At 33.9% G+C, this 25,770-nt stretch carries 19 protein-coding genes; 10 read left to right on the top strand and 9 right to left on the bottom strand.

Going from position 1 to position 25,770, the window contains the following annotated elements; genetic code table 11:
- Positions 1-9: 9 nt before the first annotated feature.
- Genes ACQY29_RS10615 through ACQY29_RS10600 form a run of 4 tightly spaced genes read right to left on the bottom strand, consistent with a single transcriptional unit; the run spans position 10 to position 7,022 of the window.
- Positions 10-3,114: a type I restriction endonuclease subunit R gene (locus tag ACQY29_RS10615; RefSeq protein ID WP_428225157.1), complete on the bottom strand. Its 3,105-nt coding sequence runs from the start codon at positions 3,112-3,114 to the stop codon at positions 10-12.
- Positions 3,101-4,327: an AAA family ATPase gene (locus tag ACQY29_RS10610; protein ID WP_428225156.1), complete on the bottom strand. Its 1,227-nt coding sequence runs from the start codon at positions 4,325-4,327 to the stop codon at positions 3,101-3,103. Before ACQY29_RS10610 ends, ACQY29_RS10615 begins: the two co-directional genes overlap by 14 nt.
- 8 nt (positions 4,328-4,335) lie before the next feature.
- A complete protein-coding gene (locus tag ACQY29_RS10605) occupies positions 4,336-5,478 on the bottom strand; it encodes a restriction endonuclease subunit S (protein WP_428225155.1) in 1,143 nt (380 codons plus the stop codon).
- Positions 5,475-7,022, bottom strand: a complete 1,548-nt coding sequence (locus ACQY29_RS10600; protein ID WP_428225154.1) for a type I restriction-modification system subunit M — start codon at positions 7,020-7,022, stop codon at positions 5,475-5,477. The genes ACQY29_RS10605 and ACQY29_RS10600 overlap by 4 nt, the downstream gene beginning before the upstream one ends.
- A 402-nt stretch (positions 7,023-7,424) precedes the next feature.
- Here ACQY29_RS10600 and ACQY29_RS10595 point away from each other — a divergent pair, with 402 nt between their 5' ends.
- The 5 genes from ACQY29_RS10595 (at position 7,425) to ACQY29_RS10575 (ending at position 12,712) form a co-directional block, all read left to right on the top strand.
- Positions 7,425-7,970, top strand: coding sequence for a helix-turn-helix domain-containing protein (locus ACQY29_RS10595; RefSeq protein ID WP_428225153.1), 546 nt, complete (start codon positions 7,425-7,427; stop codon positions 7,968-7,970).
- 125 nt (positions 7,971-8,095) lie between these two features.
- A complete protein-coding gene (locus ACQY29_RS10590) occupies positions 8,096-8,506 on the top strand; it encodes a hypothetical protein (RefSeq protein ID WP_428225152.1) in 411 nt (136 codons plus the stop codon).
- Between the two features lie 828 nt (positions 8,507-9,334).
- Positions 9,335-10,288 (top strand): zinc metalloprotease, encoded by a 954-nt coding sequence (locus tag ACQY29_RS10585; RefSeq protein ID WP_428225151.1) that lies wholly within the window; start codon positions 9,335-9,337, stop codon positions 10,286-10,288.
- 218 nt (positions 10,289-10,506) lie between these two features.
- Positions 10,507-11,454: a zinc metalloprotease gene (locus ACQY29_RS10580; RefSeq protein WP_428225150.1), complete on the top strand. Its 948-nt coding sequence runs from the start codon at positions 10,507-10,509 to the stop codon at positions 11,452-11,454.
- Between the two features lie 514 nt (positions 11,455-11,968).
- A complete protein-coding gene (locus tag ACQY29_RS10575; protein WP_428225149.1) occupies positions 11,969-12,712 on the top strand; it encodes a shikimate dehydrogenase family protein in 744 nt (247 codons plus the stop codon).
- Between the two features lie 50 nt (positions 12,713-12,762).
- Here the strand turns inward: ACQY29_RS10575 and hutH are convergent, their stop codons facing one another.
- Positions 12,763-14,265 carry a histidine ammonia-lyase gene (hutH, locus tag ACQY29_RS10570; protein ID WP_428225148.1) on the bottom strand — a complete coding sequence of 501 codons (1,503 nt, stop codon included), beginning with the start codon at positions 14,263-14,265 and terminating at the stop codon, positions 12,763-12,765.
- Positions 14,266-14,396: 131 nt separating this feature from the next.
- Between hutH and gcvT the strand changes: the two genes are divergently transcribed.
- A complete protein-coding gene (gcvT, locus tag ACQY29_RS10565; protein WP_428225147.1) occupies positions 14,397-15,479 on the top strand; it encodes a glycine cleavage system aminomethyltransferase GcvT in 1,083 nt (360 codons plus the stop codon).
- 56 nt (positions 15,480-15,535) lie between these two features.
- Here gcvT and ACQY29_RS10560 read toward each other — a convergent pair whose 3' ends face one another.
- The 3 genes from ACQY29_RS10560 to ACQY29_RS10550 form a co-directional block, all read right to left on the bottom strand.
- The gene (locus ACQY29_RS10560) at positions 15,536-16,099 is read right to left on the bottom strand and encodes a matrixin family metalloprotease (protein WP_428225146.1); all 564 of its coding nucleotides are present in this window, start codon (positions 16,097-16,099) and stop codon (positions 15,536-15,538) included.
- Between the two features lie 35 nt (positions 16,100-16,134).
- Positions 16,135-17,703, bottom strand: a complete 1,569-nt coding sequence (locus ACQY29_RS10555; protein ID WP_428225907.1) for a protein adenylyltransferase SelO — start codon at positions 17,701-17,703, stop codon at positions 16,135-16,137.
- A gap of 230 nt (positions 17,704-17,933) precedes the next feature.
- Positions 17,934-18,971 (bottom strand): hypothetical protein, encoded by a 1,038-nt coding sequence (locus tag ACQY29_RS10550; protein WP_428225145.1) that lies wholly within the window; start codon positions 18,969-18,971, stop codon positions 17,934-17,936.
- 190 nt (positions 18,972-19,161) lie between these two features.
- Here ACQY29_RS10550 and ACQY29_RS10545 point away from each other — a divergent pair, with 190 nt between their 5' ends.
- The 3 genes from ACQY29_RS10545 to ACQY29_RS10535 all read left to right on the top strand — a co-directional run bounded on the left by ACQY29_RS10545 (position 19,162) and on the right by ACQY29_RS10535 (position 23,167).
- Positions 19,162-19,683: an RNA polymerase sigma factor gene (locus ACQY29_RS10545; protein ID WP_428225144.1), complete on the top strand. Its 522-nt coding sequence runs from the start codon at positions 19,162-19,164 to the stop codon at positions 19,681-19,683.
- Between the two features lie 54 nt (positions 19,684-19,737).
- A complete protein-coding gene (locus tag ACQY29_RS10540; protein WP_428225143.1) occupies positions 19,738-20,649 on the top strand; it encodes a FecR family protein in 912 nt (303 codons plus the stop codon).
- 70 nt (positions 20,650-20,719) lie between these two features.
- On the top strand, positions 20,720-23,167 hold the full coding sequence (locus ACQY29_RS10535; protein WP_428225142.1) for a TonB-dependent receptor: 2,448 nt from the start codon (positions 20,720-20,722) through the stop codon (positions 23,165-23,167).
- Positions 23,168-23,223: 56 nt separating this feature from the next.
- Here the strand turns inward: ACQY29_RS10535 and ACQY29_RS10530 are convergent, their stop codons facing one another.
- Positions 23,224-23,805, bottom strand: coding sequence for a tRNA-(ms[2]io[6]A)-hydroxylase (locus tag ACQY29_RS10530; protein ID WP_428225141.1), 582 nt, complete (start codon positions 23,803-23,805; stop codon positions 23,224-23,226).
- Between the two features lie 230 nt (positions 23,806-24,035).
- Here ACQY29_RS10530 and ACQY29_RS10525 point away from each other — a divergent pair, with 230 nt between their 5' ends.
- The gene (locus ACQY29_RS10525) at positions 24,036-25,655 is read left to right on the top strand and encodes an ABC-F family ATP-binding cassette domain-containing protein (protein WP_428225140.1); all 1,620 of its coding nucleotides are present in this window, start codon (positions 24,036-24,038) and stop codon (positions 25,653-25,655) included.
- Positions 25,656-25,770 lie beyond the last annotated feature (115 nt).

The following is a 25,770-nucleotide window of genomic DNA, read 5'->3' as shown; positions in this document are numbered from 1 at the left end:
AGAAATAAATTAAAGCTGTCCTCCAACCCCTTTAAACTTCTCCACAAATGCATTTATTTTTTGAAAAACACTTTGTTTTTTTGTGAGGTATTGCGGGTTTAACGGACTCATTTTAGGTAATATGGCATTGAGTTCTGTGCCATTTTCACTTGCAAATTCACGTTTTAGTGATGCGGTGATGTATCTTTTTGTGGCTTCTTCATTCAAATTCTCTTCTTCAATCAATTCTTTTGCTTCTATTTTTTGTTTTTGTTGTGCATATTTAAAGAATGAATCGATAATATTAGCTTTTTCTTCGATAGCGTCTAATTCCGTTTCGTTAATAAAATCAACTACTAAACTTTCTTTAGCTCTATTGCCAATACTAGCACGAATAACACGACGCACTTCTTCTATTAACGCAACTTTATCTTTGGACTTTTTATTGTGCTCAAAAATTAATTCCAAAATATAATCTAGGTTGATTTCTTGTGATTTTAATAAATCAATTTCAAACACTACATCATCCCAATCAATTTTTGATTCTTCAGCTTCTTTACCGTTTTTCTCACGACGTAACCAATCACGGATATCATTATAGGTGGAACGATAATCCTGAACGGTTCTTTCTGGCAATATACTTATTTCTTGCATTACTGCTATATCTTCATCAGATACAAAGTAAGTTTCCTTAAAAGCTTCGATTGCTTCACTATCATTTATGTCAATATTTTGTAAAGCTTTTAGATGAGTAAATTCATCGTAATTCTGTAAAATATTCTCAACTCGTAAGTATTCTCCAAATAGTTTTGCAAACTCTTTTTTGTCCTTTTCGGTAACGATTTCATCTGGATTTGGAAACTTTTCATTTAACTCATTCACTACATCCTTAAATCCTCTGCGTGCTTTACCTGTAACAATATCTGTAAAACCTTCTAAATATTCTTTATAGCTTTTTTCAAGCACTACATTTTTGGTGTTTTTATCTCCAAATAATGTAATAGCATCAATGGTTGCTTGTTCTAAATCTCGGAACGTTACAATATTTCCAAAAGTTTTGGTGGCATCGTAAATTCTATTCGTTCGTGAAAAGGCTTGCATCAACCCATGGTAACGTAAATTCTTATCTACAAACAAGGTATTCAAGGTTGGCGCATCAAAACCGGTAAGAAACATTCCGACTACAATAATCAAGTCGATTTCTTTACTTTTTACGCGTTTTGCTAGGTCACGATAATATTCTTGGAATCCACTTTCAATGTTAAAATTCATTTTAAACATTGCATTATAATCGTTGATGGCTTTTGTTAAAAACTCTTTTGCACTCAAATCTAATGCAGTTGGCTCAAATGTTTCATCTAAAATCTCTCCGATGGAATTTTGCTCTTCGTTTGCTGCAAAAGAAAAAATGGTTGCTATTTTAAGCGGTTTTTCGCTGTCTTTTTGTAGGTTGTTTAATTCCTCGTAATAACATTTAGCGGCATCCACACTACTTACGGCAAACATTGCGTTAAACCCAGCGTTGCCTCCTTTTGTTCTGTGTGTTTTATGTCTGAAATTTTGTAGTAGGTACTGTGAAATTTCTTTAATACGCTTAGGGTGAAGCAAAGCGGTATTGTTTTCGGCAGCAGTTAATTTTTTTTCGTCTTGTTCTGCTTCGATATTTTTAAATTGCGGGCGGACATTGTTATAGTCAACTTTGAACTTTAGTACTTTTTCATCTCTTATAGCATCTGTAATCACATAGGAATGTAACTCACGACCAAAAACACTTGCCGTAGTTTCTGCACCTAAAGCATTTTGCGGAAAAATAGGCGTTCCTGTAAAACCAAATTGGTAGAATTTTTTAAACTTTTTATTTAGGTTTTTTTGTGCTTCGCCAAATTGTGAACGATGTGCTTCATCAAAAATAAACACCACTTGCTTTTGGTAAATAGCCAAATCACTTTCGGTTTTCATTAAGTTATTTAACTTCTGAATGGTGGTAACAATAATCTTATTGTCGTCTTTTTCTATGTTTCGTTTTAAACCAGCCGTACTATCAGAACCATTTACACTATCAGGCGAAAAGCGTTGGTATTCTTTCATGGTTTGAAAGTCTAAATCTTTACGGTCGACCACAAAGAATACTTTATCTATAAAATCTAGTTGGGTAGCTAAACGTGCGGCTTTAAAACTGGTTAGGGTTTTTCCTGAACCTGTGGTATGCCAAATGTACCCACCACTCTCCACATTAGACCAATTTTTAGCGTTAAAAGAACTTTCTATTTTCCATAACATTCTTTCGGTAGCGGCAATTTGGTAAGGACGCATTACTAACAACGTATCACTAGTATCAAAAACCGAATAGGTTAACAATACATGTAAAAGCGTATTTTTTTGAAAGAAGGTCGCCGTAAAATCTTTTAAGTCTTTAATTAAGGTATTATCGGCTTTTGCCCAGTTCATGGTAAAGTCGAAACTGTTTTTATTGCGTTCCGTAGTGTTGGCAAAATATCGGGTATCGGTGCCGTTAGAAATAACAAATAACTGTAAGTATTTAAAAAGAGAATTGGTAGTATTGAAACTCTCTTTCGAGTATCGGTGTACCTGATTGAAGGCTTCACGAATAGCCACCCCACGTTTTTTAAGTTCCACTTGTACAAGAGGCAAACCATTTACTAATAGGGTTACATCGTAACGATTGGCGTGCGTTCCTTTTTGTTCAAATTGAGAAATTACCTGCACTTTATTGCGGGTAATATTCTTTTTATCCACTAAATAGATGTTTTGGATATGCCCATCATCAAATACAAAATCGTGTATATAATTATCGTGTATTTTTCTTGTTTTATCAACTAAGTTATCACTTGGTTTGTCAAGATATTCTTCTACAAAACGTGTCCATTCGCTATTGGTAAACGTCATGTTGTTTAAGGCTTGCAGTTGTACCCGTACATTTGCCAGCATGGTTTCTATTGATTTAATATCGAAAGCATTTTCATAGCCTTGATTGATTAAATCTTGGATAAACTCACGCTCTAAAGCCGATTCGGTTTGATACGTTGACGGTGAATCGTTAAATACAGATTGTTTGGTATATTTATCTAAAACAATAAAATTGTTTGATTCGGCGATGGTGTTATACTGTGACATTTGATGTAATCAGATTAGAAAATTTGTACTCTGTTTCTAAAAATTCGATCAATTCAATAAATTTAGTTTTATCGTTCTCCTGAACTTCCGCTATTTCTTCACCAGCATGAGCTGAATGACTAGATAAATTTAAAATACGATTTGCGAATGGATCACGTTTACCATCAGACATCAATGGCAATAAGCTTTCCCATTTAGAATACCCTAAAAATGTTGCGGTTTTTTCTAATATATTTCTAAGAAAATTAAAGTGATACTTTTGCACTTCCTCTATTTGCTTGACTTTCTGTAGTTCAAATAGCAGAGTTAGATGATATGAAAAAGGTGTTCTTCTACCAATTGGAGAAAGATTAAAAGTTCCATCATCCTTTTTAACTAATTTATACTTACACGACTCATCTTCTATGTATAGCCATTCTTTTTTTAAACCTTTTTTATTAATAATTTTAGGATTTTTGTTCGGATAATTATTATTTAATTCATTTGAAATCACATTATAAAACAAAGGATTGTGAGTTGTGATTATAAATTTTAAATCTTTTGATTCACAAGACTTCACTAATGTAGCAACATCCACAGCTAACTCAATAAGATGATTATCATCTAATGAGCTTACAGGGTCATCTATAAAAATATACTTTAAATCATTAAAAGTATCTTCCTCCCTATCATCGTACTTCAAAATTCCAACAATCTCCACAAAAAGTGTGTAAAATACACTCCAAATAAAGCACCTTTCTTCTGCTTTAGAAATTTTGATATTGTCAAATCGTTCTGTCCCTTTCAAATATGAAAAAGTAACTTCAGGATAGAATGTTTGATTACGAAGTTTACCATCTACATTAATAACCCTTGTTTGCTCATTAAACAAAGGGTTAAGCTTATCATTAGTATAACGTTGAAAATGATTTATAATATTTTGATCTTGACCTCTATCTCTAATAATCCAATTCGTAAACCAGTTTGAGTGAATTTTTAATATATTATTTTTATCTTCATTTTGCCAATAAAACAAGTCTTCCGAAAATGCATTATAATAAAGCATTTGCTTTTTATTTATATTTCCTTCGTCTTTATCCTCATCCTGCCCAAAATTTTTTTTGAACTCATTAGATAATTGTGTTTTACCCGTACCATTAAACGCATAAATTAATTGCACTTTTTTATTGGCTTTTATTAATGTTTCTGCTATTTCTGTTAAAGTTTGACTCATATATTTTACTAATTATCTTTAGGAAACGTCAACAACATATCCCTATAGTATTCATACTGTTTTTGTCTCAATTCTATCTCTTTTGGTAAACCTTCGCTTATAGATGTAGTCAAGGTATCAAATTTATCAAGAATAGCAACGATGCGCTCTTGCTCTTCTAGTGATGGAACAGGAATTGGAAATTTTTCAAACATAGGTTTTCTCATAGATGTAACTGAAGAGCTAACTGAAGTTTTTTCAATATATGAGTAAAATTTATTTACAATATAATGGTATACATATCTAGAATTAATATTTGATTCATTTGGAACTATCCTATAAGCTCTTTGATGAAGAGCATATTTACCAATAGCCCAATGAAAAACCTTACCAACACCAACGCCATCACCTGCCGTTATTATTGCTGTTTCGTCAAAATCGTATGAATTGAGTCTTAATGGCTTTATACCTCTTGCATAAAAAATATAATCTCCTTCATCAATTGCATCTTTTGTATCGTGTTTACCTGTACCTATAATCGCTACTTCACCCAAAGTCTTCCATTCCACTTCACCCTCTTCAAAACTCAACAACTGCTCCCTATAATAACTATACTGCTGTTTACGTGCTGTAAGCTCTGCTGTAAGCTCTGCTGTAAGCTCTGCTGTAAGCTCTGTAAACTTATCGAGAATTCCAACTATTTTTTGTTGAATTTCGAGTGATTTTTTTGGGTTGTCTGGGCAAGGAATGGGGATGAGTTTATTTGCGTAGTTACTAATCCATTGCCTTTTATGGTCACCATCAACTAGGTCACTAGGCAGAGTATTCATCCAATAATAAATGTATTTCAATAAAGCTTTTGATTCATCTTTAGTTGTAATCATTTTCATAGCTGATGACTTAGCCTTAAAATCAAAATCAACCCATTTGTTTGCAGTAGTAAAATCATCAAAAATGATTACAGGGTTCTCAGATGCTTTATAAATACCTGCTGTTTCATCAGTATATCCTAAAATAAATGTTTTTCCAGCAGTTAAAACAGGTATTGAAAAATCATCATTATAATTATTTGATTTTACTAAATATTTTGTTGGTTGTTCGTAATCTGCATACTCACCCAAAGGAAGCAATTCTACTGAAACACCTTCTAATAATTTATCTAAAAAACTCATGCTTCAATCTCTTTTATAATGTTATCGATATCGCTACGAAGTTGGTCTATTTTTACTACGGTTTTGGCTACGTTCTTGTTTAATTCGGCAATGTCAATCTTTACACGATTATCTTTGGCTTCCACATACGAACTCACTGATAAGTTATAGTCGTTTTCGGCTATTTTAGCATTGTCTATAGTAGTAGCAATATGAGGTACTTCGACTTTGCTATCAAACATATCCATAATTTTATCAATATGCTTGTTAGTCAGTTCGTTATTGTTGGTTACTTTCTTAAAGAAATCTTCACCAGTTGCATCTATAAATTGGGTTTTGGTTTCGGTTTTATTTTTGGCTAAAACTAAAATATTAACCGCTATAGAAGTCCCATAAAATAAGTTAGGTGCTAAAGCAATTACGCTTTCAACAAAATTGTTATCTACTAAATATTTTCTAATTTTTTGTTCGGCACCGCCACGATAAAATATTCCAGGAAAGCATACCAAAGCCGCTCTTCCTTTACCTGATAAATAACTTAAGCAATGCAACACAAAGGCAAAATCGGCTTTTGATTTTGGTGCCAATACGCCTGCTGGCGCAAAACGGTCGTCGTTAATCAAGGTAGGGTCATCAGAACCAATCCAATTTACCGAGTAAGGCGGATTAGATACAATGGCATCAAATGGTTTGTCATCTAAAAAATGGGGGTCTAACAAGGTATTCCCTAAAGCAATGTTGAATTTATCGTAGTTGATGTTATGCAAAAACATATTCATACGCGCCAAGTTGTAAGTCGTATGATTGATTTCCTGCCCGAAGAAACCTTCTTCTATAATATGACTGTCAAAATGTTTTTTAGCTTGCAATAATAAAGAGCCTGAACCGGCAGCTGGGTCGTAAATTTTATTCACCGTGGTTTGCTTGTGCATGGCTAGTTGTGCAATCAGTTTGGATACGGTTTGCGGGGTAAAAAATTCTCCACCCGATTTACCCGCATTGGCAGCATAATTGGAAATTAAAAACTCATAAGCATCACCAAAAAGGTCAATTTGATTGTCTTCGAAATTGCCAAAGTTCAAATCTTCAACCCCTTTTAGTACAGCAGCTAAACGCGTGTTTTTGTTTTCAACCGTATTTCCTAAACGTGTACTCGTGGTATCAAAATCGGCAAACAAACCTTTGATATCTTGTTCCGAAGGATAGCCATTTGGTGAACTTTCAATAGCATCGAAAATCGCTTTTAAGTCGGTGTTTAGATTGGTGTTCGTATTGGCAGTTTTAGCTATGTTTTCAAAAAGCTGACTTGGATAAATAAAATACCCTTTCGTTTTAATGGCATCGTCTTTAATTTCGGGCGTAATAACGCTGTCCGATAAGTTGGCGTAGTTAATACTATCATCATCCGCTTCGATGTAATTTTTGAAGTTTTCACTAATGAAGCGATAGAATAATGCGCCTAGAACGAATTGTTTGAAATCCCAACCATCAACGGCACCACGTACCTCATTGGCGATTTTCCATATTTTATTTTGTAATTCTTGTTTTTGAATGGTGCTTGTCATTTTATGTATTTATCACTATTTAAAAATAGTTATTATTTATTTTTTTCCTACAAATTTATTAAAACCTTTTGCATAGGTCTAAACAATGTAAAACTATTTAATATAAATCTCTCTAATTAATACAGTACTTCGTGTAATTTCATATAGATGTAGTTTTTCAATGTTTGCATTTAAATCATCAAAACAAAGTAGACTTTTATTTTGACAGTCATGTAATACTTAACCATAATTAAAAAACTATACAATCACCCTAACAAATAATAATTTCAATCGAAATTAAGTGCTAAAACATTCTTTTGAAAAAATTTGACACGGTTTTTGTGTCAAAATAATTTGTACGATGGTATTAACACCTTTTTTGTGTCAAAAAAATTTTAATAACGCTTTTAACACCTCTGAACCATGCAAAAAGAAAACATTAAAAACCGTTTAGGCTGTACCCAAGAAGAAATGGCGCTGTTACTGGAAATCCCCCGTAGCCAATGGTCGATGTACGAATCTGGTAAAAGAAACCTTCCACTACAGGCCAAACAAAAGCTCACGGCCTTACTTACTGCCTCTTCATCAAATAAAACCAGTAGTAAGAAAGTACAAAAAATTGTAGCTACTCAAAACAAAGCGGCTATACAGGAATTACAAAAGACTATAAAAGAAACACAATACTTGCTCGAGCTGACCGAGCAAAAAATTAAAATCGCTGAAAAAATGCGGCACCAAAGCTTTGCGGCACTGCAACTGATTAGCCTGATTGAAAAAATACCTCTATTTAAGGATACACAGTCCGTATGCGCAGCCATACAAGCGCGATCAGAAAAGCAACTGAATAGATATTCTGAAAAATACGTCATGCACTTACAACTAAAAAAAGAAACCATCAACCATCAAATGAATCGGCTAACTAAAAAAATTAAAAGCTATACTAACGACGCGCCTAGTGCTATAGTATAATTTTTAACTACAATTTATGCTTTTTCTTACAAAAAGTTAAACTTATCCCAAATTGATTTTCAGCCTTTGGTTTCGGCATTTTGTTTGTTATTTCTTACAGTGTTAAACAATTTAAAAAATAAATTATGAGTTATTCCATTAACAAAATAACACAAATTGCAGATTGTGATGTGTTATTGACTTGGGCTGAAAAAGAAAAAGCAGATTTAGTTTTTAAAAGAACTTCGGTAGAACGACTAACAACTAATTACAGCAGTACCTCACTCGAAATTGATGCTATATTACAAGGCGTTTTAGCAGAAATTGCCGCGGTAGAAGCCGTACTCAATGTTTTACCCGAAGGATCTACAAAGGAAACAGAAAAAAAACGCAAAGTTCGTTTAGAGTACAAAAAATTTCTCCTTGAAAACCGTAAGGAAAGCTATGGTACTGTAGCCTTACTCGAGAAGGAATTGGACTTGCAACGCCTTTCAAAAGAATTAGAGGAAATTGATGCTTTTATCACACTAGTCACTCAAAAGAAAGCCTCGCTCTAAATTTTAAGGAGTAATGCTTGGGAATCCTCAGAAGTCATTTTCTGGGGATTTTTTTTTAAAGAAAGCTTTAAGCTACTTAACCACAAAGGACAAAATTTAACCACTAAGAGCGCAAGGAAAGCACAATGCGCACAAAACTTCTTTGTGTGACTTAGTGCTCAACTTTGTGTAACCCTGTGTAACGTTTAACCACTAAGAGCTCAAGGAAGGCACAAGGCACACAATTTTACTTTGTGCAACTTGGTGCTCAACTTTGTGTAACTCTGTGTAACGTTTAACCACTAAGAGCGCAAGGAAGGCACAAGGCACGCTAAATTTATTTGTGTGACTTAGTGCTCAACTTTGTGTAACTCTGTGTAACGTTTAACCACTAAGAGCGCAAGGAAGGCACAAGGCGCACTATATTTCTTTGTGGGACTTAGTGCTCAACTTTGTGTAACTCTGTGTAACGTTTAACCACTAAGAGCTCAAGGAAGGCACAAGGCACGCTAAATTTATTTGTGTGACTTTGTGCTCAACTTTGTGTAACTCTGTGTAACGTTTAACCACTAAGAGCGCAAGGAAGGCACAACGTACACCATTTTTCTTTGTGTAACCCTGTGTAACGTCCCCCCTATCGCAGGATTAACCTAAAAATAAAATTTATGTTATATTCAATAAAAAAACATTAAAAAAACACTATACATAATTAAATCACTTATTTTTTTGACAAAATAAAAAAAATATACATTTTTAATAAAATTTATTTTTTTATTTAAAATTAATTTTCTAGTATTGCATCACAATAAAAAACCAAAAATTATCAACCCAATTAAAAAACCATTGATTATGAAAAAACTATTATTATCCGCTTCTGTAGCCATGATGTTATTTTCTTGCCAAAAAGAAGACAACTCTACTAACACACAAGTTGACACAGCTGCTAACAGAGGATGTGCTTCTCACGAAGTTTTAGAGCGTCAAATGCAAGAAGACCCTACTTTAGCTTCTAGAATGGCTAACATTGACAAGTTTACAAACGAGGCTGTTAAAGCTGGCCGTTTAGTAAATGGAGTAATTGAAATTCCAGTTGTTTTCAACGTATTATACAGAACTACTACTGAAAACACTTCTTTAGCTCAATTACAATCGCAAATCGATGTTTTAAATGCTGACTTCGCTGCTACAAATGCAGATTACAACACCGCAAACAACCCTTATTCAGCAGTACGTAGTGGAAACATGAATATCCGATTCGTATTAGACCAAGTTATCCGTAAATCAACTACTAAAACTTCTTGGGGTACTACTGACACAATGAAAAATGCAAAAAGAGGAGGAATTGCAGCTACTTCTCCTACAACTAAATTAAACATTTGGGTATGTACAATTGGCGGAGGCATCTTAGGTTATGCTCAATTCCCTGGAGGCGCTTCTTCTACTGACGGCGTTGTATTAGATTCTAAATACACTGGAAATACCGGTACTGCAACAGCGCCTTTCAACTTAGGAAGAACTGCTACTCACGAAGTAGGTCACTGGTTAAACCTACGCCACATTTGGGGTGATGCTACATGTGGAAGCGACCAAGTAGCCGATACTCCTACGCATGATTCAGCTAACTATGGTGTTCCTGCAGTAGGTCACAGATCAACTTGTTCAGGTACTCCACTTGAAATGTACATGAACTACATGGATTACACAGACGACAGAGGTATGTATATGTTCTCTGCTGGTCAAAAAGCACGCACAGCAGCATTATTCGTATCTGGAGGCGCTAGAGTTTCTTTTGCTCAACCATAAAAAATAAAAAAATACAAGACATTTAAAGCCACTTATTTCAAGTGGCTTTTTTTTACATTTATACCAACAAACAATAAACAAAAATACAAATACACAAATAAATACAGGTTATAATTGAAAATAGTGAAAAAAATAATAAAATATTTTGTGAATTCACTTTTTATTTATTAAAATTGCATCGCAATAAAAAACAATTTTTAACCTAACCAAAAAAAACAATGAAAAAATTATTATTGTCAGCTACTGCTGCTTTGACCTTATTCTCTTGCCAAAAAGAAGAAACTACAAACACAACCGTTGATACCACAACCCATAGAGGCTGTGCTTCTCACGCTGTATTAGAGCGTCAAATGCAAGAAGACCCTACAAGAGCTTCTAGAATGCAAGACATTGAAAAATTTACTAAAAATGCAATACAAAACGGTCGTTTGTTAGCAGACGGCACTATTGAAATCCCAGTAGTATTCAACGTTTTATACAGAACTACTTCAGAAAACACATCTTTAACACAACTACAATCGCAAATTGATGTTTTAAATAAAGATTTCTCTGCAACAAACTCTGATTACAACACTTCAAACAATCCTTACGCTAGTGTACGAAGCGGTAACGTAGGTATCAAATTCGTTTTAGACCAAGTAATCAGAAAAAGCACTACTAAAACTTCATGGGGTACTGCTGATGCTATGAAAAAATCTACACAAGGAGGTATTAACCCTACTTCACCTACAACTAAATTAAACATTTGGGTTTGTACAATTGGTGGAGGTATCTTAGGATATGCTCAATTCCCTGGCGGATCATCTGCTACTGATGGTGTTGTTTTAGACTCTAAATACACTGGTAACACTGGAACTGCAACCTATCCATTCAACTTAGGTAGAACAGCTACACACGAAGTGGGTCACTGGATGAACTTACGCCACATTTGGGGTGACGCTACTTGCGGATCTGACTTAGTTTCTGACACACCAGTTCATAACGCAGCTAATTCAGGTGTTCCAGCTGTAGGTCACAGATCTACTTGTACAGGCACTCCACTTGAAATGTACATGAACTATATGGATTATACTGATGATAGAGGAATGTATATGTTCTCTGTAGGTCAAAAATCAAGAATGAAAGCTGTATTTGCTGTGGGTGGATCTAGAGCTTCATTTAGATAATAAAATACTAACATACAACATTAAGCCTTCAGAAATGGAGGCTTTTTTTTATTTTTAAAATTTATCTAAAACCGTTTAAACTTAAAAATACTGAATTAAAAATGTGATGTCATAAAATGTATAAGTTCTCGATACGTTTTTTTTCTATTACATTACAAGAACTCGAACGACGGTAACCACTAAAACTGGGATTATCGTCAACTTGAGTGCGAAGCGTATCGAAAACTGTTAAAGAGAAAAGTTCTCGATACTTTTTTTCAATTTCATTCCAAAAATTACTCGAAAGGACGATACTTGATGCTATCAAAATCCTCGTCAATTCGAGGGCGAAGCGTATCGAGAGCTTAAATAAATTTTAATTGCTTTGCAGATCACTCTTCTATGGAAATCAAAAGGGTATCAAAAAAATGTTCTTTTTTAAAGGAAAATTTAAAGTTAAAATAGCACAAAACCATAGATCATCACTTATTTCTCAATTCTTTTTTTGGTATTTTTGAACTCATAAATTCATTGCATGAAAAAACTAGGTTTAGTAGGCAGAAATATAGGGTATTCTTTTTCGAAAAATTATTTTGCTTCAAAATTCAAAAGAGAAAACATTACAGATACGTATGAATATGAAAATTACGACCTACCTTCTAAAGAGGAGATTACTACTATTCTAAAAGAGACAACCAACCTTATTGGTTTAAATGTAACGATTCCATACAAAGAAGAAATCATACCATTTCTAGATGGTTTAAGTGAAGATGCCAAGCAAATAGGCGCTGTAAATACTTTAAAAAAAACAGAAAGTGGACAATGGATAGGTTACAACACCGATTATTATGGTTTTTTAAATTCATTATTCCCTCTTTTACAACCTCATCACACCAAAGCTTTGATTTTAGGCACTGGGGGGGCTTCAAAAGCTGTTTGCTATGCATTGGCACAACTTAACATCAGCACACAACTGGTTTCAAGAAACGCATCGCCAACAACAATATCCTATACTGCATTAAATCAAGAAATAATCAACTCACACACTATTATTGTCAATTGCAGCCCCTTAGGCACATTTCCTGACATAGAAGTATCACCAGAAATTCCGTACCAGTACCTTAGCCCGAATCATATTGCATACGACCTTATATACAACCCTGAAAAAACAGCTTTTTTAACTAAAGCCCAACAACAAGGGGCTACCATAAAAAACGGTTATGAAATGTTGATCTTACAAGCCGAAAAAGCATGGGAAATTTGGAATGACAACGCATAAAAAAAACTGTTCCAAAAGAACAGTTTTTTTTATTAAAAATCGATAACGAATTATTCAAAACTTTCTACATAAAAAGTATTCAAGAAAGCAATCGATTTTTCAATATCATAATGCAAAATTCGATCTTCATGCACTAACGGAACATCTTCGCGATATAATTTAATAAAACTTTCAAGGAACTCGCTCGATTGTAATGGTCGTCTGAATTCTATAGCTTGCGAAGCATTCATTAACTCTATAGCAAGAATACGTTCTAAATTCTCCATGATTTTCAAACACTTCGTAGCTGCATTCGCTCCCATACTTACATGGTCTTCCTGACCGTTGCTCGATACAATACTATCAATACTTGCCGGAGTAGCTAATTGTTTGTTTTGACTTACAATACTTGCAGCAGTATATTGCGGAATCATAAAACCTGAGTTTAAACCTGGGTCACTCACCAAAAAGGCTGGTAATTCTCTTAACCCAGAAATCAATTGATAGGTTCTTCTTTCAGAAATGTTTCCTAATTCTGCCAAAGCCAAACCTAAAAAGTCTAAAGCTAATGCTAAGGGTTGTCCGTGGAAGTTTCCTCCAGAAATGATTAAATCATCTTCTGCAAAAATATTTGGATTATCCGTAACCGAGTTGATTTCTGTTTTGAAAACTTTTTTCACATAATCAATCGTGTCTTTTGATGCTCCATGTACTTGTGGAATACAACGGAAAGAATACGGGTCTTGCACGTGTTTTTTAGGCTGTGCTATAATTTGGCTTCCTTCTAACAATTCTTGAAAACGCTGAGCAGTTACAATTTGCCCTTTGTGCGGACGCACCATGTGAATCAATTCGTTAAAAGGCTCAATTCGCCCATCAAAACCTTCTAAAGAAACAGCTCCGATAACATCAGCTAGGTAACTATATTTCATCGCTTTTAATAAAATATAACAACCGTAAGCACTCATAAACTGCGTACCATTCAATAACGCCAATCCTTCTTTAGATTGCAATTGAATAGGTTGCCATTCCATTTTATCAAGCACTTTATTCGCAGGTTGTCTGAACCCTTCAAAATACACTTCCCCTTCTCCAATAAGTGGTAAACACAAATGTGCCAAAGGTGCTAAGTCGCCCGATGCCCCTAAAGACCCTTGGGTATACACAATAGGAAAAATATCATTGTTATAAAAATCAATCAAACGCTCCACCGTATCTAATTGTACGCCAGAATGTCCGTAGCTTAACGATTTAATTTTTAAAAGCAACATGATTTTCACTACATCTTGAGGCACTTCCTCTCCAGTTCCACAAGCGTGTGATTTCATCAAATTTTCTTGCAATTTGGTCAAATTATCATTAGAAATCTTCACATTACACAACGAACCAAAACCCGTATTAATCCCATAAATAGGTTCTTTATGCGATTCCATTTTTTTATCTAAATACTCACGACATTTCATAATATTTAATCGTGCTTCTTCTGATAAAGCTAGTTTTTGATTTTGAGAGATAATCTCTTGCAGCGTTTCTAATGAAAATACATCAGAACTGATATAATGGAAAGTATTCATCTTGATTTAAAATTTGACGTCCAAAATTCAACAAAAAAGACGGGAAATCAAAATAATTATAACGTCATTTCATTTTAAGACTCAAAATATAATGCCTAATTTTGCCAGCAATTATCAAACTACTTAAAAAAATGAAAAACACAGCTCTAACACCTGTACATGAAAAACTAGGCGCAAAAATGGTTCCTTTTGCAGGTTATAATATGCCCGTGCAATACGAAGGAGTAAATATTGAACACGAAACGGTTCGTAACGGCGTAGGTGTATTTGATGTTTCTCACATGGGAGAATTCTTCTTAAAAGGAGAAAATGCTTTAGCTTTAATTCAAAAAGTAACTTCAAACGACGCTTCTAAGTTAGTAAACGGAAAAGCGCAATACTCATGTTTACCAAATAATGAAGGAGGTATTGTAGACGACTTGATTGTTTATAAAATTGAAGACAATCACTATATGTTAGTGGTAAACGCATCTAATATTGAAAAAGATTGGAACTGGATTTCTAGCCACAACGATTTAGGAGTCGAAATGGAAAATCGTTCGGAAGCTTATTCTTTATTAGCGATTCAAGGGCCTAAAGCGGCAGAAGCTATGCAAAGCTTAACCAGTATCGATTTAATCAATATGGGATACTATACGTTCCAAATTGGTGAATTTGCTGGCGTACAAGATGTAATTGTTTCCGCAACAGGATATACGGGTTCAGGAGGATTTGAAATTTATTTCAAAAATGAAGATGCTGAAACCATCTGGAATAAAGTTTTTGAAGCAGGTGCTTCTTTTGGTATCAAACCGATTGGTTTAGCGTCTCGCGATACTTTACGTTTAGAAATGGGCTTCTGCTTATATGGCAATGACATTAACGATACAACTTCTCCATTAGAAGCTGGTTTAGGTTGGATTACTAAATTTGATAAAGATTTCACAAACGCTGAAAACCTTAAAAAACAAAAAGAAGCTGGCGTTACGCGTAAGCTTGTAGGTTTTGAATTAGTAGAAAGAGGAATTCCACGTCATGATTACGAAATTGTGGATGCAGAGGGTACAGTAATTGGTATCGTAACTTCTGGTACACAGTCGCCTTCATTAGGAAAAGGAATTGGATTAGGGTATGTACCTACAGCGCTTTCTACGGTAGATTCTGAAATTTTTATCCGTATCAGAAATAAAGATATTAAAGCAAAAGTGGTAAAATTACCTTTTTACAAAAAATAAATTTTCACTTACAAAAAGAGCTCGAAATTTCGAGCTCTTTGCTTTTTTTATTTTAATTACCAACCTTTTTGAAGCAAGACCGCTTTACAGCTTGAACAAAATTCAGTTTCAAAATCAAGTACATCTTTCCCTTTAGCATTTCGCATAAAACAAGATGCGATTGGGCAATGTGATAGTCCTTGTGTATGTCCAAGTTCGTGTATAGCAACTTTAAATAATTTTACATCTTTATTCCCTTTAAGCCTAAAAGTAGAAGCAATACAAGATTTACCTGGACGATAGCCTAACCCAAAAACGCCCCAATCCTTATATTGATTCTTTGTTGTACTTATATCTTCCGAAGTTAATCCGATATACAGCTGATCAGTTTCTGCCAAATTATTTAAGTATTTAATAAGTTTATCGGCTCTTCTACGCGATTTCTCAGCATTCCAGCTATCTTGAGGAAATGAAATAGCAGGATTTACTTTGCAATTTTTATAAATTTTTCGAATTTCCTTTACAACAGTAGTCACTCGCGATTTTGGAAAATTAGCAAAAGGCTGTACTATGATTGTTATATTTTTGTTTGTATCTAGTTCGCTTTCCTTTTTACATTGAAAATAAGAACAAGCTAACAAGCAAAACCCACTTAAATAAAATGCTATGCTTCATATTACGAACTACATGATAATTGCGAACAACCTATTTTTGTTCTAGCCCAATCGGGACGTTTAGCAAACCACTGTTGCTGCTCCAATTGTTCTTCGTATGGATTTTGTAGCACTACAAAAAACTGTTCAATTAAGGAATAATCGCCAGCATCTGCCTTTTCAATAGCTAATTGTGCCATGTAGTTACGTAAAACATATTTGGGATTCGATTGATTCATCGTCTGCATACGCTGTTCCTGAGTACTTGTTTCAAATTGTAAACGATTCAAATAATTTGTAAACCAAGTTTCCCAATTGTTCAGTACCTTATTTTTTAAAAGTGTAGTATCATAAAAAGCCTCGTTTATTTTAGCTATAGCTTCTGTGGGGGCATCAGTAACTTGTACTTGTGCCAATAAGCGGAAGAAAATGGTATAGTCCGTTTCGATATTTTGCAGCTGATGCAAAAGTTGGTAAATAAGTTCTTGATCAGATTCAATTGCAGTTAGTAATCCCATTTTTTTACGCATCATTGCTATAAAATCTTGTTCATAAAGCGTTTCATAGGATTGTAATAGTACTTCTAAATCCTCCGTTTCATTAATCAAAGGATACAATGCATTAGCCAATTGATATAAATTCCACAAAGCCATTTGTGGCTGATTCCCGAAGGCATATCGATGTTGACTCGCATCAGTAGTATTAGGTGTCCAATTAGGATTATAGTCTTCAAGCCAACCATAAGGCCCGTAATCAATAGTAATACCGTGTATAGACATGTTGTCCGTATTCATTACCCCATGCACAAAACCCACACGTTGCCATTCCACAATCATTTTTCTCGAGGAATGCATTACTTGTTCAAAAAAATCTAAGTATTTTTTCTTTCCTGCTGACTTGATTTCAGGAAAATACGCTTTAATGGTAAAATCAGCTAAAGCTCGAAGATTTTTAATATCATTACGCGAGGCAAAAATTTCAAAATTCCCAAAACGAATAAACGAAGATGCTACCCTACAAACAATGGCCCCTTTTTCATAAGCAGGATTACCATTATACATCACATCACGTAATACCTCGTTTCCTGAAGTAATAAGACTTAAGGAACGAGTGGTAGGAACCCCTAAATGATGCATGGCTTCTGCACACAAGTATTCCCTAACTGAGGAACGCAATACGGCCAATCCATCTGCACTGCGTGAATAAGGCGTTTTACCAGCCCCTTTGAGTTGCAAGGTCACTTTTTCCTGATTTGTTTCCAACTCAAATAAATTTATTGCTCGACCATCGCCTAACTGACCAGCCCAAACACCAAATTGATGTCCCCCGTAACACATAGCAAAAGGCTTGGTATTGGGGTAAATAGTTTTTCCAGAAAAAACATTCAAAAAAGCTTCCGATTCTACCGCCTCAATGGGTATCCCTATTTTGTTTGCTAAATCGTTGTTAACGTGTAACACACGAGGTGCTTTAGGAACAGTAGGCATAACAAAGGAATAAACCGCATCAAACACTTTTCGAGGTTCATTAGATGTTTCTATATCTGCTGTTAAAGCATCAATAAATGTATTTTGTATAGGTAAACGCATGATGTATCATTAATATTCCAAAATTAAAACTTAATCTTTGGTAATACCTAGAATTTAACATAAAATACGTTCTTAACCCTTTTTGACTTTGAATATACTATTTCAAAAAAGAGCAACTACCTAACATTCATATCGTTAACTTAAAAGAACTATCCTTAAAACAATGTTCTTCTATAACTAAAAATGTATCTATTATAAGATTTTTGAAATTTGGTAAGTTCAAAATGATGCCATCAATTTATTTTTGTAAAATATAAATAATTCACGGTATTACTACTACCGCTGTTTTTCAAGCGAATAGTGGTATTGGTAAAAACAATCATTTGCCAGTTTTCTTCAATGAGCTTCAGGGCATCTCCATCAAAATTTAAATTAATTTTTAAGGCATCTTTATCAAAAACCGCCGACCAATTCCCTGTAGTTATTTGCGCGCTTTTTGTTGCTTTAACAACGCCTCCTGAAAGAAAATTAAAAGTATAGTCTGAATAATTCAACGTAATCTCATTGGGATGCTGCAAAAGAGTAATTTTCCAAGCTCCCGAAGTTAATACGACATTAAAGTCAGCATTTGTATTGCCTCCTCCTCCATGTTGATTATGACAATCATTCAATGCCAATTCAATTAAGTTTTTCAAATCCGTATGCGAAGTAATCGTAATGGTTTGTCCATCGGTATTAATGAGTTGTATAGGAAATTTAATAGCGAGCAAATCGTTATTTTTTAAACTTTTAAAAAAATTAAAAAAAGTAGGATTATTGTTAAAAGTCAAAACGGTGGGCGTTTGATTTCCAGAGTTATAAAGATTAATTACTAAAGGATACACAAAACGTATACAATCTATTTCATCTGAATCCTCGCCAGTACAATTTTCAATAACCGTTTCTAATTCTTTTGGTGTATGCACAATTTGAGTTTGAAAATTTTGAAATTGAATGGTAAAGGGATATACAAAATTGACCAAGTCATCATCATTTGAAAAAGCATCAATCGCATTTTTAACTAATACATAATCTGCTTGGGTGTTTACGGTTATATTTTTAGTATTTACAATCACGGTTACGGGTAATTGGACTTTAAAACAACTTGAATTATCCAAAATATTATCGCTAGCCGTTGGATTTTGAGTAACTCTTGTAATTAAGGAGGTTAAAGGAGAAGTAACTGAAAGCGTTTCAGGATTACTTTCGTTTATAATTTCAAGTTCTTCTTTTTGACAAGCCATAAGGAGCCATAGCAACAGGAGAAATGTATAGTTAAAAATCGTTTTCATAATTTATTTTTTTTCAGGTTAAACCTAAATTATCGTTAACACAATTGTTGATCGTCTTACTACTCAAAAAAATACTAAAGACTATTTTAAAGCATTGATAGGCATTTAAATAAAAAACAAACTTGTCCCGTTTTCCCCTACCTCTTTTCAAAAGTTTTTCATAAATTTATAATAAAATTCTGAAATTCTTATGTCAGAAGCCTATAATTCAAACACTTGCAATGAAGCATTATTTACTTCATTCTTTAAAACTCAAGTAAAAACATTGAGGAATTTTTTAATATACAGGTTTGGTAGTGAAGCAATGGCAGAAGATGTAACGCAAGAGGCATTTATCAAACTTTGGCAAAATTGTAAAGAAGTTCCTATAGAAAAAGCGAAAGCCTATCTCTACACTTTAGCTAATAACGCCTGTTTAAATCAACTGTCGCATCAAAAAGTAGTTTTACACTATCAAAAAAAACACAATACTCCTGACAAAACGATAGAAAACCCAGAATTTTTACTGGAAGAAGCTCAATTTAAAGCTCGTCTGTTAAAAGCGATTGACAACCTTAATGAAACCCAACGCACAGCTTTTTTAATGCATAGAATAGATGGAAAAAAATATGCTGAAATTGCTGAAGAGCTTAATATCAGTGTTAAAGCTGTTGAAAAAAGAATCCATTTGGCATTAATAGAAATTCGGCAACATTTTGAAAATTTTAAGTAGGGTATTTTACCTTTTAATTGTTTTAACAATGATTAGCAAAAAGAAGAAAGCCCCATGGAAGAAAACTACAAAATAACACAATGGTTCAATGATGATTTAGAACCTGAAGCTTTAAAAGAATTTGAAGCCCAACCTGATTTTGAATTTTACAACAAAATAAAAAAATACAGCGCTGAGTTACAAACTCCTCATTTTGATGAAACGGAAATGCTGAACACGATCCTACAATCAAAAAAACAAACTCGAAAAACAAAAAGGTTACTACTTTGGATGGGACGAATTGCAGCAGTACTAATTCTTGCAATTACTATAACTTATACCTACAGATTTGCTGGATCGACAACACAACTGGCCGAGAAAACAAAAACAACACATTTCCTACTTCCTGATGCTTCCCAAGTGGTATTAAACGCTGATTCTAAGGCGAGCTACAATCGTTTTACATGGAGCACAAACCGACAAATTGCACTGGAAGGTGAAGCTTTTTTTAAGGTTGCTAAAGGGAAAAAATTTGAAGTTCAAACACATTTAGGTAAAATAACGGTTTTAGGCACACATTTTAATGTTAAAGCCAGAGATAATCGCCTCGATGTAGTATGCTATGAAGGAAGGGTATTAGTTAGTTATAAAAACTCCAAAAAAGTTATTACAAAAAATGAATCTGTTGCTTACGAAAATGGAAAAATACTTCAAGTAGCAATACCTAATAGTGTAGAACCCGAGTGGCTAAACCAGCAAATAGCTTTCTCTCAAGCTACTTTAACTGCAATAACTAAAGAACTAGAAAGACAATATGGAATAACCATTAGTACAGCGCCCAATCTGTCACAACAATTATTCACTGGTAAAATCCCTGCTAATAATTGGGATAATGCTTTGCAAATTGTAACCGCTACCTATCATTTAAATGCCATTCAGAAATCAGCAAATCACTATTTATTAACGCCCATGCATGCAAAAGAATAAAATATATTTTTTTCTTATTTTTCTTATTTACTCTTATACTTGGGCACAAGTAACTAGGAGCATACTTCCTTTGAAATCAATATTAACTAAAATAAGTACGCAGCATCAAATTAATTTCACCTATTTAGAAGACGAAATCGTTGTTTTTAAACTAGAAGAACCTGACATTAGTTGGGATTTAGACAAAAAACTAGATTATATAAAAGAAAAAACTAAGCTTAAAATCAAAACAATCAACAAAACTTACTATTCCCTATACAACGATCAAAACCAAGACAAACCGCTATGCGCATTTATAATAGATGCAGATAGTGAGCAACCTGTAAGTGATGTAAATATTTCCATTGAGCAAACCACAATAGGAACTACAAGTAAAACCAATGGTTACTTTGAATTACCCACTATATCCTCTAATACTATTGTAATTACACATCTAAATTACGAACCCCTATTCGTATCACCTAAACAACTGTACATTTCCAATTGTCCTATACTAAAATTCACCCCTAAAACCACGCAATTAGCAGAGATAGTCACAAATAGGTATTTAACCGTAGGTATTTCAAAAAAAAATGATGGTAGTGTGCTAGTAACCCCAAAAACTATAGGGCATTTACCTGGTTTGACAGAGCCTGATGTGTTCAAAACCATACAACAAATTCCTGGCATTATCAGTGTAGATGAAACCTTGTCAAATTTGAATATACGTGGGGGTACACACGATCAAAATTTGGTACTTTGGAATGGAATACACCTGTTTCAAACGGGGCATTTTTTTGGGATGATTTCTGCATTAAATCCAAATTTAGCCCATCAAGTTAAAATTATAAAAAATGGAAGTTCAGCACATTATGGCGATAGCGTATCAAGTATTTTAGACATTTCTACCCATACCGATTCGATCCAATCGCAATCCAATGCAATAGGCGTGAATTTAATAAATCTAGATTTTTATAATAAAAGTAAAATTTCCAAGTCTAGCAATTTAGAAATTAGTGGAAGAAGAGCCTATACCGATATTGTAAATACACCTACATATACCACCTATTCCAATCGTATTTTTCAAAATACGGAAGTTAAAAATACCACCGATAATAAAAACATTTCTATACATAGTAAAGAACGATTTTACTTTTACGATTTTACCTTGCAATGGCATCAAAAAATAGGCACACACACTGACATTTATTTGGATGGGATTACTATAGGAAATCAATTGGACTTACAACAAAGCAAAATTGAAAAAGGAAATACTATAGACCGTAAGAGTAATTTACAACAAAATACCTTAGGAGGCAATTTTCAGCTCAAAACGAATTGGAATCCTAAAAACAATTTGCTTTTCAATACCTCCGCATCGTCGTATAAAATTGATTCTGAAAACCAATCCATTGAAGGCAATCAAATATTTAATCAAGAAAATACCGTTTTAGATTTAGGAATTTCCATTCAAAACAACAATCAGTGGACCAAAAATTTGAAATGGCTAACAGGGTATCAATACAATGAAATTGGCATACGAAATTTTGACAAAATAAATAGTCCTGTCTTTTCAAGACGCATCAAAGAGGTTCTAAGAAATCAGGCTTTATTCTCAGAATTTCAGTGGCTATCCACCAATAAAAAAATGAGAACTTCTATAGGAATTCGTGCCAATTATTTTGAAAAATTTAAAGAACTACGTGTGGAACCCAGATTACAATTTCATTATAAACTTTCAAAAACAATTGCGACGGAGTTATTAGCCGAGGCTAAAAATCAATCGACCACACAAATCATTGATTTACAACAGGATTTTCTAGGCATTGAAAAGCGAAGATGGATTTTAGCCAATGGCACTACCCTACCACTAACAAAAAGTCAGCAAATAGCAATTGGATTCCATTTCAAAAAAAACAACTGGCTTATAACTTCCGAACACTTTTATAAAAAAGTGGATGGTATAACAGCACAAAGTCAAGGATTTCAAAATCAATTAGAATTCAATACAGCTATAGGTTCCTACATACTTTGGGGAAGCGAATGGTTATTACAAAAACAAATTTCAAAGTTTACTTCTTGGTTTTCTTATACTTATAATGACAACCAATATAATTTTAACACATTAACACCATCCCAATTTCCTAATAATTTTGAAATTAAACATGCCATGGCAGTCGCCTGCATCTTTGAAGACCATTATTTAAAAATAGCCCTTGGTGGTAAATGGCACAGTGGCAAACCCATTACGACTCCCCTAACTAATCAAGCGGATAATCCCCTTAAAAAAATTAATTTTAACACTCCCAATTCTGAACATTTAAGTGCTTATTTTGCATTAAATTTCTCGGGTAGTTATACTTTTAAATGGCATACCAAAAATAGCTTACAGCTGGGGGTTGCTTTAGAAAATATTTTGAATCAAAGAAATATTGTCAATCAGTATTACCGTATCAATCAAAATACTAATAGTATTGAACAAGTAAACACTTATGGATTAGAACGCAGTTTGAATGGTTTTGCACGTTGGTGTTTTTAATTGCAAAAACAAGTACCATAAACATAAAAAAGCACCCTTTTTAGAGTGCTTACTATCTAACCGTGTATGGTTTCTTTTTTTCCATAATTGTTTATGATACTTTCTTCATAAGCAATCCATTCTTTCCAACGATTATCTACATAATCACGTTCACCATATTTGCGGGCAAAATTCAAAAAAGTGGTATAATGATTAGCTTCGGAAATCATTAATTCTCTATAAAATTTTGCCAACTCTTCATCCTTAATATTATCGGAAAGCACTTTAAATCGTTCACAACTTCTCGCTTCAATCATTGCAGCAAATAACAAACGATCGATCATCGAATGCTCTCGCCCACCATCTTTTTTCAAGAATTTCGTCAATTGTCCTACATAATCGTCTTTACGTTCGCGTGTAAACTCATAATTACGCTCTTTAATAATATCATGAACCATACGAAAATGATCCATCTCCTCGATGGCTATTTTAGTCATTTCAGTAACTAAATCCTCTTTTTCAGAATTATTAATGATCAAACTAATCGCATTAGTAGCTGCTTTTTGCTCACACCAAGCGTGATCAGAAAGTATTTCTGCAAGATTTCCTTCAGCAATATTTACCCATCTTGGGTCTGTTTTTAATTTTAAACCTAACATACATTCTATATTGAGCTGCAAATTTACATTATTTACAACTTTTTAAAAAATTAAGGAAACTAATAAGAAAGGCTAAGATTTTAGTTCAGAATACAGATAAATCAAGCATTCAGAAATTTTATCTTTCATCATGAATTTTATTTGCTTGCAAATTATAAAAATCTAAACACTATTTTACTAATTACTAATTACTAATTAGTATTTTTGCACGACTTATAAAAAAATAGAAAATGCTTACAGTTTCAAATTTATCAGTACAATTTGGTAAACGAATTTTGTTTGACGAGGTAAACGTAACTTTTACACAAGGTAACTGTTATGGTATTATTGGTGCAAACGGTGCAGGAAAATCTACATTCTTAAAAATATTATCAGGCGATATTGACCCTACTTCTGGACATGTAATCCTTGAGCCAGGAAAACGTATGTCGGTCTTAAATCAGAACCACAATATGTTTGACGAGCATACCGTTTTGGAAACCGTTTTAATGGGGAACAAAGTATTGTATGCGGTTAAAAAAGAAATGGATGAGTTGTATTTAGATTACAACGATGCCAACGCTGACCGTATAGGCGAATTGCAAATGCAGTTTGAAGAAATGAACGGTTGGAATGCGGATTCTGATGCAGCAACTATGCTTTCTAACTTAGGTATTGGACCTGATTACCATTACACATTGATGAGTGAAATGGAAGGAAAACTAAAAGTTCGTGTGTTATTAGCGCAAGCTTTATTTGGTAATCCAGATGTATTAATCATGGACGAGCCTACCAATGACTTAGATTTTGAAACTATCGGATGGTTAGAAAACTTCTTAGCTAACTATGAAAATACCGTTCTAGTAGTATCGCACGACCGTCACTTCTTAGATGCGGTTTGTACACACGTTTCAGATATTGACTTCGGAAAAATCACACATTATTCAGGGAACTATACGTTTTGGTACGAATCGTCTCAATTAGCGGCGAAACAACGTGCACAACAGAACAAAAAAGCCGAAGAGAAAAAAGCAGAATTAGAAGAATTCATCCGTCGTTTCTCGGCTAACGTGGCTAAATCAAAGCAAGCTACTTCACGTAAGAAAATGATTGAGAAATTAAATATTTCAGATATCAAACCTTCAAGCCGTAGATACCCTGCAATAATTTTTGACCAAGAACGTGAAGCGGGAGACCAAATTTTGAATGTTCAAAATTTATCAGCTTCTGTGGATGGGGAAACCTTATTCCAAAACGTAGATTTGAATATGGCTAAAGGAGATAAAATTGTTGTTTTCTCTAAAGATTCACGTGCTACTACAGCTTTCTATGAAATTATTAATGGAAATATGACGGCTGACTCAGGTACTTTTGACTGGGGGGTTACTACTAACCAATCGTATTTGCCGGCAGACAACCATGAGTTTTTCCAAAATGATTACACTTTAGTAGACTGGTTACGTCAATGGGCTAAAACGGAGGAAGAAAGAGACGAGGTTTATGTACGTGGTTTCTTAGGAAAAATGATTTTCTCAGGAGAAGAAGCCTTAAAAACAGGACGCGTATTATCGGGTGGTGAAAAAGTACGTTGTATGATTTCGCGCATGATGATGTTACGTGCTAACGTTTTAATGTTAGATGAGCCTACAAATCACTTGGACTTAGAGTCGATTACGGCTTTCAATAACTCCTTGAAAAACTTCAAAGGTTCTGTGTTATTCACCACGCATGACCACGAGTTTGCACAAACAGTAGGTAACCGTATTTTAGAATTAACGCCAAATGGTGTGATTGATAGATATATGACTTTCGATGAATATCTTGAAGATGATAAAATTCAGGAAATGAGAAAGAAAATGTATAATGCATAGTACCAAATAAAATAATTTCATCTCGGGATTCTTTAAAATAAGCTTAAAGAATCCCGAGATTTTTTTTACGGAAAGTTTTACAATGGGTTTAACTATAAAAGAACGCAAAGATTGA

Source organism: Flavobacterium sp. (assembly GCF_965262375.1).
In the GTDB taxonomy this organism is placed as follows: domain Bacteria; phylum Bacteroidota; class Bacteroidia; order Flavobacteriales; family Flavobacteriaceae; genus Flavobacterium.
Note: the sequence above shows the minus strand (reverse complement) of the source record. Positions and strands in the feature narration are given on the sequence as shown.